Annotated in this window: 10 protein-coding genes; 4 read left to right on the forward strand and 6 right to left on the reverse strand. The window is 62.6% G+C overall.

The window, feature by feature from the left end; all coding sequences use genetic code 11:
* Positions 1-42: 42 nt before the first annotated feature.
* Positions 43-2097 carry a BTAD domain-containing putative transcriptional regulator gene (locus ACTG36_RS10615; RefSeq protein ID WP_439142267.1) on the reverse strand — a complete coding sequence of 685 codons (2055 nt, stop codon included), beginning with the start codon at positions 2095-2097 and terminating at the stop codon, positions 43-45.
* Between the two features lie 198 nt (positions 2098-2295).
* Here ACTG36_RS10615 and ACTG36_RS10620 point away from each other — a divergent pair, with 198 nt between their 5' ends.
* Positions 2296-2820, forward strand: coding sequence for a hypothetical protein (locus tag ACTG36_RS10620; RefSeq protein WP_375282266.1), 525 nt, complete (start codon positions 2296-2298; stop codon positions 2818-2820).
* A gap of 73 nt (positions 2821-2893) precedes the next feature.
* A complete protein-coding gene (locus ACTG36_RS10625; protein WP_375282267.1) occupies positions 2894-3952 on the forward strand; it encodes a trypsin-like serine peptidase in 1059 nt (352 codons plus the stop codon).
* A gap of 92 nt (positions 3953-4044) precedes the next feature.
* Here ACTG36_RS10625 and ACTG36_RS10630 read toward each other — a convergent pair whose 3' ends face one another.
* Positions 4045-5517 (reverse strand): hypothetical protein, encoded by a 1473-nt coding sequence (locus tag ACTG36_RS10630; RefSeq protein WP_375282268.1) that lies wholly within the window; start codon positions 5515-5517, stop codon positions 4045-4047.
* Positions 5518-5703: 186 nt separating this feature from the next.
* Here ACTG36_RS10630 and ACTG36_RS10635 point away from each other — a divergent pair, with 186 nt between their 5' ends.
* The gene (locus tag ACTG36_RS10635; protein WP_439142269.1) at positions 5704-7713 is read left to right on the forward strand and encodes a hypothetical protein; all 2010 of its coding nucleotides are present in this window, start codon (positions 5704-5706) and stop codon (positions 7711-7713) included.
* 60 nt (positions 7714-7773) lie between these two features.
* On the opposite strand, the gene ACTG36_RS10640 is transcribed toward ACTG36_RS10635, so the two are convergent.
* Positions 7774-8634, reverse strand: coding sequence for a phosphatase PAP2 family protein (locus tag ACTG36_RS10640; RefSeq protein ID WP_375281818.1), 861 nt, complete (start codon positions 8632-8634; stop codon positions 7774-7776).
* 294 nt (positions 8635-8928) lie between these two features.
* On the opposite strand from ACTG36_RS10640, the gene ACTG36_RS10645 reads away from it, so the two are divergent.
* A complete protein-coding gene (locus ACTG36_RS10645) occupies positions 8929-10503 on the forward strand; it encodes an AfsR/SARP family transcriptional regulator (protein ID WP_375281817.1) in 1575 nt (524 codons plus the stop codon).
* A 4-nt stretch (positions 10504-10507) separates the two neighbouring features.
* Here ACTG36_RS10645 and ACTG36_RS10650 read toward each other — a convergent pair whose 3' ends face one another.
* From ACTG36_RS10650 to ACTG36_RS10660, 3 genes are read right to left on the reverse strand one after another with little or no spacing between them, the layout of a single operon-like run.
* Entirely contained in the window at positions 10508-11893 is a 1386-nt protein-coding gene (locus ACTG36_RS10650) for a TRAP transporter large permease (protein WP_375281816.1), read from the reverse strand.
* Positions 11883-12377, reverse strand: coding sequence for a TRAP transporter small permease (locus ACTG36_RS10655; RefSeq protein WP_375281815.1), 495 nt, complete (start codon positions 12375-12377; stop codon positions 11883-11885). The genes ACTG36_RS10650 and ACTG36_RS10655 overlap by 11 nt, the downstream gene beginning before the upstream one ends.
* 12 nt (positions 12378-12389) lie before the next feature.
* A complete protein-coding gene (locus tag ACTG36_RS10660; protein WP_375281814.1) occupies positions 12390-13409 on the reverse strand; it encodes a TRAP transporter substrate-binding protein in 1020 nt (339 codons plus the stop codon).
* Between the last annotated feature and the right edge of the window lie 49 nt (positions 13410-13458).

Here is a 13458-nt window from a genome sequence, read left to right on the forward strand (position 1 = left end):
TTGCGGAAGCAGGGTTAGGACGGTGTAAACACGAAGGGGGGCTTAGGCCGGAAGTCCTGCCGCAATCAACAGATCACGGTAGCGCGCCCCTTTGCCGGGCGTGCGGAACGGATCGCAGGCGATCAGGCTGCCGACACGGAACCCCGGTTCTGCGGCCAAGACCCGCGCGGCCATCTGGCACGCAATGTCTGCATGCCCCGTGGCCGTCGCTGCCGCCGCCGTCAGCCGCAGGTTCGACGTATAGCCCCCGTTGCGCGTGGCAGACGCCAGCCCCGCGCGCATCGCGTCCTCCATCCGGTCGGCTGCGAAATAGGCGATGGCCAGAAAGTGGTCATATCGAAACCCAAGGGGCGTGTCGAAATTCAGGGAACGTGCGTGATCCAGACGGGTGATCGCCTCATCCGTTTGGCCAGCAAAGGCCAACGCTGGTCCGGTCCACAGCAACGTTTCCGCATCCCCGGGGGAGGCGGAAAGGGCCTCATCAAACAACACATCGGCTTCGGCATAGCGGTGGGCGTAGACCGCGCGTTTGTGGCCCAGCATCGCCAAGGCGCGGCCATTGCGGGGGGCGATGTTCAGCGCGCGCACAAGGTGGTCTTCTGAGGCCGCAAGGTCTGCGGCCACGTCGAGCGACCAGCCTTGTCCCACGCGCAGGCTGTACCAATCGGACAAAACGACCTGTGCCGGTGCAAAATCGGGGGAGGCCGCGACGGCGGCCTGCAACGCGCGGCCAGCGTCATCAAAGGTGGCGGGGTTCAGCGCATAGGCGGCGTCTTGGGCGCGCAGCAGATGTTGATAGGCGCTCAGATGGCTCAGGTCGATCTGCTGGGCCTCGTTCAACTCCGCCACATGCATGTTAGGCAGGATGCGGTTTACGACAGCATCGGCAATTTCGCTTTGCGCATCGGCCAGATCGGTGGCCAGGGCTTCGAAGCGGTCCGCCCAAAGCACCAGACCTTCATCGGTTTTGGACAGCTCCACATTCAACTGATAGCGGTTGCCCACGTGGCGGATGTGGCCGCTGACCACATAGCGCACGCCAAATTGGTCCAGCAGCAATTGCGCCACATCTGCGCGGTCCGACAGGGGCCGGATCGACATTTGCGACACCACTGAAATGTCCTTGGTGCGCGTGATCCGAAGCGTCAGGTTTTCGACCAATAGATCGCCAAGCCCTGTGTCGGAGGGATCCATGCCCGTGACCTGCAGGGGCAGAACAGCCAGAAGGGGCCGTCCGTGATTGCGGCACGGTGCGGGAGTGGGCTGGGCTGCGGGGATCGCTTTGGGGGCGGGGGTCGCTTTGGGGGCGGGGGTTCTGTCGGGCTCAGTGGGCTGGACCGCTTGGGGCTGTGCGGGCGCGGTCTCCATCTTGATCCGCGCGGCGAGGTCTTGGGTCTCCACTGACGGGTCCATATCCAGATCGTCATTCATACGGGCATAAAAGGCCGCATAGATCTGCAGGGCCTTGCCAATATCACCCAAATCCCACGCCAGCTGCATCGCGAACCGGCAGGTGCATTCGCCCATGGGGTCCAGCATCACGGCGGCCTCCGCAAAGTCGAGGCGCGTGGACGCGGCCAGATCGTCCCGCGCGGCGGCCTCAAACAGGGCGCGCAGAATGCGGTCGCCGCTGGTTTTGCGCATATCACGCACCCAGTCGCCAAAACGGTCGCCCAGTGTTTCAAACCCGTAAAGGATGTCATTGACGCATTCCCCGCCCGTGCGCAGGGCATCCGGCAGGCGGCCTTGGCTGACGTCTTCAAGGATCATGTCGGTTTCAATCGCGATCTGATCGGGGATCAGCGACACGGTCGTGCGGTCCATCACCAAGGCGCGCTGCAATGCGGGGTGGGCCGCGCGCAAATCCGACAGGGCCTGCCGCAGCGACGCGCGCGCTTTGCGGTTCGACACGTCCCCCCAGATCAGCCCGGCCAGCAGGTCACGGGGCACGGACGCACGGTCCATGGCCAGATAGGCCAACAGCGCGATCTTTTTGCGTGCGGTCAGCCGCAGGCCATCTGCCGCCCCTTCAAGCCACGCGCCGCTGAGCACGCGCAGGATGATGCGGTCGTCTGTCATGGTGTCAGTCAGGGTCATCGCGGAAGTCCCTTTCGTCAATCTATCGCAAAAATATCTGCCAACCCGGATGCCGCTTCGTTGACGCAAGCATGGCGCGCCCATGGCGGGGGATTGACGGTTCATATGTTTGATGGGTGTCGAGGTTCATATCGGACCTCCGCCGCATAACGGCGTAGCGCATTGGCCGATCTGGCCGTATTGAAAAGGAAACTCACTATGGAAAACGAATTGGTAAGCAACTCTGGCGCGTCTGTCTCGATTGATCAGGTTTTGGGCGGGGACAGCAGCGATCAAGAGGCCGAAGAAGTGGCCTCCATCGAGGCGGATTTTATTCAGTTTGACGCCGATTTCGGCACCAACCTCATGGCGCCCGAAAGTGCGACCGCATCGACCACCGCACTGGATCAGGCGGCCGAAGGCACGCCCTTCGCGGCCCCCAAAGCGGAAACCGGCGGCACGTTGAGCCTGCTTGAGATGGCCGATGGCAACTTTGGCGACAACGGCGAAGAGGGTCTTGGCAGCTGGATTCGCGACCGCGTGAAGCCCATCGTCAACGCCATCAAGAACCGCGCCAAAAAGATCATCGCCAAAATGGTCGCTCTGGCCCGTCGTTTGGGCAAATACGCCGCGTGTGTGGGCAAGATTGTCGCCGCCATTGCTGCGTTCAAAGCCAAGAAGTGGGGCACCGCGATCAAGGCGGCCTTTGAGGCGTTCAAGTGCATCCGCGCCCAAAGCGCATGATCTGAACCCTGTCGTGTCGGGCCTTGCGTTGTCTGGGGCCCGACGCACCACCCATCCCTGAAAGGAGAAGATCATGGCTGCGAAAAGCACAAAATCAACCAAGGGCCGCACGACCAAGGCCAAAGTGAAGACAAAGAAGGACAATTGCGGCTGCGGGTGCGGTGACGCCCCGGAAAGCGCACCAACGGTCGCTGCGGCGGACATTGAAATGATGGAGGCCTTTGTCTCCGACGCTGAGGCGATGACGCCCGAGGCCTCAGGCGGGGCCGAGTTGGTCGAAGACGGCAATGATGTGGAAACCCACGGCGGCGGGTCGCTGGAATATGCGGAAGGGTTCGAATTTTTCCCGCCCATGGTGCGGGGCTTGGGCGAAACAGCGCCCATCGGTCTGCCTGAGGGGTATGACCAAATCCCTCTGGCCTGTTCGTTGCATTTCGACGAAACACCCATGGCTGAAACCGTATGCGGCAACGATGGGCGCGTGCAGGTAGGCCAGAACGGGGCACCGCCCTGGCGGATGATCTGCCAGTTGATCATCACCATGGCCAACGGGGCACGATCCCGCGGGACAGGGTGGTTCATTTCCCCGCGCACGGTAATGACCGCCGGACACTGCGTCCATTCCGCCCGCAACGGCGGTTGGGCCACCAAGATTGAGGTCATCCCAGGCATGTCTGGCAACCTTCGTCCGTTCGGGTCATCGGTCTCCTCCCAGTTCCACTCTGTGGCCGGTTGGGTGAACCGCGCAGAGCCCGCCAATGACTACGCCTGTATCGTTCTGCCTGAGGGCGATGATCTGGGCGCGCGCACCGGCTGGTTCGGCTTTGCCGCCCTGTCGGATGCGTCGCTGAAGGATTTGTTGGCCAACAATTCGGGGTATCCGGGGGATAAGACCTTTGGCACCCAGTGGTACAACGCAGGCCGCATTATCGGCACGGAGCCCCAGCGTCTGGCCTATATGTTCGACACCGCACCGGGCCAAAGCGGCAGCCCTACGTGGCGCTATGACAAGGCGATCAGGAAACGTCATGTGATCGGCATCCACAACTACGGCGGTTGCGCGAACCGGTCCACGCGGATCAACCGTTCTGTGTTCAACACGATGCAGGCTTGGAAACGTCTGGGCCAATAAATGACCACCACGATCTGTCCCGCCTTGAAAAGGGCGGGGCAGATGGACGTTGCGGCACAGCTGAGCCGCGCCAGTGATATTACCCCCCCACATCACGCCATTCGCTCGGTTATCAACACGTCGCGAAATGTCTTGATGGGTCGGCCTGCGGGAATGGGGCCGTCTTCCGGCGTCCAACCCGTGCCCTGTTCCGTCACTCGGTTCAAGACACTGCTGGGGTCATGGACCAACAGCCCCACGACGGTATCGGCCAGCACCATCGACCCTAGGGGGCCAAGGTGGGCACCATGGGCCAGAACCTCCGCCTCTTTGAGGATGTAGAACCAAAGCGGCGTGTTGGACACCAGATCGGTATCCGCAATGGCGGCCCCTGTGGGGCCCGAAAGCAGATCAGCCTCCGCCAGAGGGGAAATGACAAAGCCGGACTTTGCCTCAATCTCAGCGATGCACCCTTGGGCGGTTGGCAGGTTCAGCAGGTGGGACACACGCAAATGCGCCTCGATCTCCTCTGCCGGTGTCCCAGAGAGCTGGGTCCCAATCCGCGCAGGGGCGGCGTTGGTATCTGGCGCTGGCCCACCTGCAAATCCGTCCAGACAGCGGATCACACCGTAGCAAAATTCCAAGGGGATCGGCAGATGCCCAAGGGCGGGCCGCACCCGTGTCATCATATCCGAATACAAAGGGGCACGGTGGGCCAGAACATGGCCCAAAGCCGCGTGGTCACAGGTTTGCGCCAGCCCGTCAAAGACCATGACCCATTGATAGACCGCACGTGTCTGGTCCCGCGCCCAATCGAACAGGTCCTCCACCGGTCCTGTCCGCAGCACGTCCGGGGCGGTGTCCACAATCGCGTTGTGCAACCGCAACCACGCCAGATGCACCCGTGTCAAAGCAGGGATGTCGCCGTTGCGCCCGTCGCCAAGGATCGCGCGGTGAAGGTTCAGGGTCTCACCACCCAGCGGATCACGCCGAAAGAAGAACTGCCGCAGTTCGGGGTTTGTCAGCGTCATTACGTCATAGGTTGAGATGTCACGCCCGATAAGCCCGCCCAACCGCAAAACATCAAACGCGGACGGCGCGCCTGCGCTGGGCGTCTGGGTGAGGCGCATCTTGGCGGGCTGGTCCGGATCCCGCAGCGCGGCCTGAAGGCGCGCTTCAAACGGGGCCTGGGGACCCGAGCGGCCATAAAGACATTCCAGATGCAGATGCCCGCTGTGCCCATTCATCAAGGCTCCGGTCACAAGATCACGGTCGAGGGGGTCAAAGGGCGCGGACAGATCCACATCGAAGGCGGCATTGTCTGTGTAGGCGAACGACAGGTCATGCCCCAGAAACCGGCCCAAGCTGTGCAAGGCCCCCCAATTCACATCGCTGGCCGCGTCAGAGGCGGGAGGGGCCATCTGCGCGGCCAGCGTTTTCAAAGCCTTGCGCACGCTGGGAGACTGCGGAACGCCGGAGGGCTTTGGAAACAGGTAAACATAGCCACCGGTCTGCGGACGGGTGGGGTGGGCGGCGCCCTTTGGCCTGAAATGAGGTTGGGCGCCGTGCCCGGTTTGAAAAATCATGGATGAAATCCTTGGAACACACAGGGCACGCGAAATATGCGGCCCACCCTGATCTGAACACGGGATGCGTGAGGGGCGCGCGAAGCTTGCGTGAACTCTGCGTGAATTCGTGCATGGGCTTTCGTGAAACCCACGACAGGCCGCAAATTATCTGAAAGTCTGATCCAAAGACAAAGGGGAATGACAATGCCGCAGGCCATCAGAACACCGTATGACAAGGTTGCTCAGACACTTGCAGTTGAAACGGGGTCCCATGGGGGGGAGGTCGCTGTTCCCGTCCTGATGCGGCTCACTGATCGTGCCTTGTCGGATTGCGCGCTAGTGGATGACCTTTGGACCCGCGCCATCCGCAACACCGAAGCGCCGCGTTATCACGCCTTTAGCCCCGATCTGGACCGCGCAATGCGGATCATGTCCGATCATGGTGGCCCTTTGAACGCAGCTGAGGCTGATTTCGTGGGGCGGGTGATCGTCTATCTTATTTGCCCCACTGCGGATGTGGATGTGGATGCGGTGCTGGCAAAATTTCTGGGCGCCATGACCCTGATCGACGGGCACCAACAGGCCCCTTTGCTTGAGGCTTTGTGGATCGGCCCGATGGTCGTCTTTGCGCCTGATGGCACCGCCAGTCATGAGCCCGCTGACGGGATGCGCATGACCTTGGATGAGGGCACTGATGCGCCTGTGGTGGGCATTATTGATGACGGCATAGGCTATCTGAACGCGGCATTCCGTGCACCCGGACAAGACCGCACGCGCATTGATGCGCTGTGGCAAATGCACCGTCCCCGCAGATATGCGAACGGCATTGATCTGGGGCTTGATCCATTGATGGGGGACGACATTGACGCGCGCATCGGACAGCTGCGGGCGGGGCAAACCACCGAAACGCAGGTCTATTACGACGACAACCTTCGGCTTTATGCCCATGACAGCTACCGTGGCACCAACAGGGCCGTGACCCACGGCACCCATATGTTGGATTTGATCTGTCAACAGTTCCGCCCGTCATTCAAGACCGCGCAGCGCGATATTCTGGCGGTGCAACTGCCGCCCTTTTCGATCCGCGATACCTCGGGGGATCATCTGTCGTTCTTTGCCTATGTGGGCCTGCGGTTGATGTTGTGGCGGATGCGGGACGGGCTTGGATCAGGTGTGGGACCAGACGAAGGTCTGCGGCCCTTGGTTTTGAATGTCTCGCTTGGGATGCTGGCAGGGCCGAAAGACGGCTCGGGTCATTTTCAGCGCGAATTTGAACGCGAGGTTGCCGCCTATGAGGCCGCGACAGGCGGCACGGTCGCTGCGTTTTTTGCCTATGGCAACGCCTATGGCGACCGGCAATTGGCGACAGCCACCGTTGCGTCCCAAAAGGATGTGGCGTTCAAGTGGCGCAACCTGCCCGAAGACCACACGGCGAGCTTTATGGAAATCCGCGCGACCGGTCCGGTAGAACTGGGCCTGATTGCCCCGGGCGAGGCCGCACCCCATCACTGGGTCGCACCGGGCATGGGCCAGACCATTGCGCTGAAGGGGGTCCATGGGGATGATCTGGGCTGGGCGCTGGGCCACGGGTCGGCCCGCTATGATGAAGCAGGATCGCTGGTGTGGGATGAAGACGGGGTTGTCATGGCCCTGCGCCCCACCTCGCCTGATCTGGGGGATGCGGCGTTTCGTGCGGGCCTGTGGACGGTTGTCGTCCGGTCCGTTTGTGATGAGGACGTGGAGATCACCGCGCAAATCCAATCGGGATCAACCCCGCCGGGCTATGCGCCCCATGGGCGGCAATCCTATTTCGAAAGCCCGCAGACCGATGACGCCGTCACCGTGACCGATGCGGGCAGCTACACCGCCCTTGCGCCGCACAGCGGGGGCGCGATCAAAACCGTGGCCGCCGCAGCCTTTGGCGGCGCGTCCCCCATGGGCTATTCGTCCCAAGGGGGAACCTTCGCGGTAAATGCGGCCCCCGACGTGTCGGTGGTTGTGGAAGACAGGTTCTTGTCCGGCGGGCTGTTGGCCGCTGGCACACGGACCGGTTTGATGGCGCGGATCGGTGGCACCAGCGCCGCCGCCGCCATTGCCGCAGGGCTGGAGGCCGACCGTTTGACCCGTGGTGAGGCCGCGCCGCAATGGACCGACGTGCCGGATGACCGGCTGGGGCGTGCCGTGCTGCACAGCAAGAAAGCCACCCGAAGCTAGGGTGGCTTTGCAGTGTTATTGGGCCCTTAGGGCAAAGCGCATTTGATCTGGTGCGGGCACTTAGGGTCCTGACACCTCTGCCATGGCCTCTGCGATGATCTGCTGGGCCAGTGGTGTGGCCTGCGGCGTCAGCAGGTCCTTTCCGACGGACCCGCCTTTGCCCGCGAACACCCAACGCGGATCGGCCAGATCGGTGCCAAGACGGCACGCATCAAAGCCGTAGCTGGCGGTGCTGCCGCCAAGACCGGCCGCAATGACCGCATTGCCAAGGGCCACGCCCAGCACCATGCCTGCGGCGCTGTCTTGGGGGAAATGCACGCCTGCAATTTCCCGTCCCCGGGCGATGCGGTCCGCGATGGCGATGGTGTCCGGCAGGCTGCCTGACAGGGTCGACACATCCAAGGTGGTCTTGTGCATCAACCCATAGAGCACCGTCGCCAAAGCGTAGCTTTCGGTGGCATGGCCGCTGGGATAGCTCGAATGGCCGGGCGTCTGGATGACCGGGCGAAGTCCGGTCGAAAACTGCACCGGACGCGGGGCCGAGAACTGGAATTTTACCTGATAAGATATTTTCGATGCCGCCGCCTGAACTGCGGCCGACAACAGCGACGCCATGGGCGCATGGCCGCCGCCCAAGCGCAAGGTTTGCGCCAGATAGGGCAGTACCGTGCCGATCTGGTCCACGATCTCTGGCAGACGGTCCGCGCGCAGGTGGGCGGCTTCCTTCATCAGATCCATCTGGGCATCATCGATGTCTTGCCTCTCTGAGATCGTCGCAAGCGCCGCCCCCCCCATGGTCACGATCACATCGCCCTTATCCAAGGCGCCCACGGCAAACAGATCGGACAGATCCGCCGCCAAATGTGGTACACGCAGGCGATCGGGCAGGGTCTTGAACCGGCCCATGGTGTCCGCGGGCATTTGCGGCGTGCGGTCGGCTCTGCCGTCCCAGTGCCCCACGGCCTCGGACGAGGCAAGCAACAGGGAATAATTGCCAACGTTTGTGGCCTCTGCGGAAGAACCCTGAGGCCGATGAGGTCCGTGCGGGCCGTGAGGCCCATAAGTCGAGAAAAGCGCCATGATAGATAATTTCCCTTTTTCTCAGAAATTGACGTAAGGTTATGCGGGGTATTAATCTTTAACGGTGCGGGGCGGTCAACGCCACTGTCCGCCGGTGTCAAGGAATTCACGAAGAATTCGCGTTGGGGTGACGGAATGGAAGACGGGGAAAAGGCACGTGTTGTTCTGAACTGCCGTGGGCCGTTCAGTCTGCTGCGCGCCGATGGTACCGATATCACGCCGCGCAACATGAAGACCTGCGGGCTTTTGGCGCTGCTGGCCTTGTCGCAAGGCAACAGACGTGCGCGCCGGTGGCTTGAGACGAAGCTGTGGTCGGACCGCGATCAGGCACAGGCCAACGGCAGTCTGCGTCAGGCCCTGTCCGAGCTGCGCAAATGTCTGGGCTGCGACAAGGAAGGGCTGGTGTCGGACCGCCGCTTTGTGGCGCTGGATGCACGGGTCATCGCCATTGATCTGGGGCAGGGGGACGCCATGCGCCTGCCACTGTTCGAAGGGCTGGATGTGCGCGATCCCGAATTCGAAAGCTGGCTGGCGCAGGAACGCCAACGCACCGATGCCAAGCCCGCCGCCCTGACCGATAGCGCCCACCTGATTGAGGCCTTGGCCCCGCGTCCACAGGCCCCGCAGGCCACCCGCGTGGGCATCCGTCATGACGGATTTGAGATGTGCCGCACGGTGGTTCATATGGCCGCCCAAAACCTGTCGGAGCTGGGGGGCTTTGATATCGTCGATATCGACGCGCCGGGGACGGCGGCGGACCTGATGCTGGACGTGGCGGCCCTACGCGACGACCGCACAACCCATCTGATGTTGGGTGTAACCGACCGAGCAGGCGCTGTGGTTTGGACCACGTCTCGGCTGTTCAACGGGCTGGGTCTGAACGACGCTTTGAGTGCCGGGAACGAAGCGACAGAGGCGCTTTTGCGGGCGGCGCGCGCACTTGAGGGCAGCGATCCGGCCATGCGGATGCGCGAACGGGCGATTGATGAATTGTTCACCTTTGATGCCGCCCGTCTTCGCGTGGCCGACGGGCTTTTGACGGCGGTCCATGACCAGACGTCCGACCCGATTGCACTGGCGTGGCTTGCGTTTTTGCGGCTGGTAATGGTCAACGAACGCACCGAAACCGATCTGGATACCCTGCGTGATGAGGCGCGGGCCTTTGCGTGTCAGGCGGCTGAACGGGACGGGCGCAACCCGTCGATGATCGCCCTGATTGGCCAGATTGAACTCTTCTTGGGCGGGGTGATTGAGGATGTGGATGATTTGATCCGCTCCGCCTCACAACGCAATGCGTCGTCGGTCATGGCGCGCACGGCGTTGACCACGCTGGCCATGCGGCAGGGCGATGTGCGCATGGCGCAGAACCTGTCCCGCGCGGCGGTGCAGCTTGCGGGCGAAAGCCGCTATGCGCAATGGGCGCATATGGTGGCGTGCCTGACGGATATCTCGGTGGGTGACTTTGACCGCGCCACACGCAACGCGGCCCGTGCGCTGCGGTTGGCGCCCGCGTTCCGGATGCCCATGCGGCACCTTTATGCGCTGGATGTCCATGCCAAACGTCATGACCGCGCGCGCAAATTGCTGGGCGATTTGCAACGTCAGACGCCGGGCTTTTCGCTGCAAATGATCCGCCAGACGCCGGAGTTTCCAGCCGCCACCTTGCGGGCAAGCCCGCTGGCGCACAACCGCGATGTGGGGCCGGGGTAGCCGCCTAAAGCAGGCGGGGCAGGGTCAGCGCCAAAGCGGGCACGGCCAACAACAGCGCCACGCGCACCAGTTCGATGGCAAAGAACGGGGCCACCCCGCGAAAGATCGTCCCAAGGGTCGTGTCGGGGGAGAACGATTTGATCACAAAGACATTCAGCCCCACGGGCGGCGTAATCAGCCCCAGTTCCACCACGATCAGGGCCAGTATCCCGAACCAGATGCGCAGATCATCGGTGGTCATCCCGAAGGCCGCCCGATCGGCGGACACAAACTCCCCGCCATTGAGTTGCACCAGAACCGGCCAGAAAAACGGCACCACCACCAAGATCATCGACAGGCTTTCCATGAAACAGCCGAGGATGATGAGGATCACCAGCATCGCCAGCAGGATCATCATCGGCTCCATTGTCGACGCCGCGGCCCACTCCGACAGGGCCGCAGGCAGGCCCGTGCGCGCAAAGAACCCTTTGAGGATATCGGCCGAAAACAAGATGAAATAGATCATCGACGCCGTGTTCGCCGTGGCCAGCAAGGCCGCCTTCAATCGCCCACGGGTCAGGCCCGCGTCGTGGCCCATGGCGTGCAGCAGGCCGCCGTAGATCAGGATCAAAAACACACCGACGGCTGCGGCAGGTGTGGGCGTGAAAAGGCCCAACCCCAGCCCCAGAATGATCGCACCAAAGATCAGGCCCACGGGGATCAGGCGGCGCAATGCCTGCGTCACCTCAGCATCCGTCATGGGCGTCAGTGTCGGGGCCAGTGCGGGATTGCGCGCCACGCGGATGCGGATCACCAGCAAGAACAGAACGACCGCCAAGATGCCTGGTACAATGGCCGCTTGGAACATGGCGATGATCGGGGCCTCAACCACGATGGCATAGATCACCAGCGCCACAGAGGGCGGGATCAGGATGCCCAAGGTGCCGCCTGCGGCCAGAACGCCCGTGGACAGGCCTTCGTGATAGCTCAGGCGGCGCAGTTCCGGCAGGGCCACGCGGCTCATGGTGGAGGCTGTGGCGATGGACGACCCGCTGACCGCCCCAAAGCCCGCGCAGGCCAGGATCGTGGCCATGGCCACGCCACCACGGATGCGCCGTGTCACCGCACTCAGCCCTTGAAACAGATCCCGGCTGAGACCGGTTTCGGCGGCCAGAAACCCCATCAGGATGAACAATGGCACCACGGACAAATCGTAGTTGGCCACCGAATTCCAAAGGGCGGTTTTGAACTGCAAAAGATAGGGGCCGAATTTGATAAACGGCGACGTCAGGCTGAGGACCCACGTGCCCACAACGCCGGTCACAAACATGGCCAAGGCCACGGGAATGCGCAGCATGATCAATAAAAACAGGGCGACGAGGCCCCAAAGGCCGATGACTTCACGCTCCATCGTCAGCCTTCAACGCCAAAAGGGCCGCTGCGGCCCAAAGGATGCAGGACACCACCGCAAAGGGCATGAACACCCAGACAGGCCAGCCCAGAACTGTGGTTTCCACGCGGTCGGCGCGGACCTCAAGCGTGCCGAGGGTCAGCATATACCCCATCGCCAGCGCCACGCCGGCCACCAGCAAAGATGACGTCACAAAGACCGCCCTATTCGCCCAATCGGGGGCGCTTTGCATGAAGGTATCGACCGCCGCATGGGCGCGGTGCAGTTGCGCGTAGGGAAACATGGCAAGGCCCGCCACCCCCACAAAAAGCGTCACCGCGTCCTCATACCCCGGCAGGCCGGACACCGTGCCGCCAAACATCCGCGCTACCGCATTGGCGGTAAACCCTGCGGCGTTCAGCGCCGATGCGGCCACGATCAGCAGCAGCAGCGCACCGCCCATGAGGGCCCAGCCGGTGATGGCTTTGATCAACAGGGCCCGCATGGATCGGCGCGTTTATTCTGTGGCTGCGGCGATGGCCGCGCGGGCCTCATCCAGCAGGGATTGGCTGTCAAAGGTGGCGGCCGTTTCCTCAAGCCAGCGGGCTTCTACGGCGGCGAAGGGCGCGTCAAAGGAGGCGGTGGCCTCGGCGTCCAGCTGGGTCACGGTGTTGCCCGCGTCCAGCGCCTTTTGGATGCCGGTGGGTTCAATCGCGTTCCACGCCTCGCCCATGGCGATCGCAAACGCCTCACCGGAGGCGTCATCGACGATCTGTTGCAGATCGGCGGGCAGGCTGTCGTAGCTGGCTTGGTTCATGGCAAAGAGGAACGTGGACGTGCCAAAGCGCGCACCGCCGTCAAGTTCAACAGATGCTGTCGTGAGGTCCGCCAGCCCCAATGGAATGGCGATTTCAAAGGGTACAAGGCCCGCATCCACCGTGCCACGGGCCAGCGCCTGTGGCAGGGCGGGGACAGGCATGCCCACGGGTTCCGCGCCCAAGGCTTCCACCATCCAAGCGCCCGTGCGCGACGGGCTGCGCACCTTCAGGCCCTCAAAATCTGCGACGGTCGTGATGTCGGACCCGTTCAGATGCACCGCATTGCCGGTATGGACGTGAACAAGCAGCGGGTGGATGTCTTCGAAATCAGGGGCCAGCGTGTCCATCATCGACTGGATCGCAAGGTTCGTGGCGCGCGCATCGCCCGTGTGGACGCTGGGCAGTTCAAAGACTTCGGTCCGTGGGAAGGTACCCGGCGTGTAGCCCGGCAGGGTCCAGATCACATCGGCCACGCCGTCGCGAACTTGGCTGTAAAGTTCTGGCGGGGTGCCGCCCAGCGACATGGAGGGGAAGATTTCAAACGCGATGCGCCCGCCCGATGCCTCTTCAATCGACGCAGCCCAAGGTTCAATCATCTGCGTATGGGTCAGGGATTGCGGGCTGAGGAAGTGATGCACCGAAAAGGTGAATTCCTGCGCCTGCGCTGCGGTGGTCAGGGTCAGCAGGGTTGCGATGGCGGTTGCTGTGCTTCGAAACATGGGCTTTGGCCCTCCAATTGATCGTCTGGGGCTTAGGTAAACCCTTCGC

Source organism: Pseudooctadecabacter sp. (assembly GCF_965657175.1).
Classification (GTDB): Bacteria; Pseudomonadota; Alphaproteobacteria; order Rhodobacterales; family Rhodobacteraceae; genus Octadecabacter.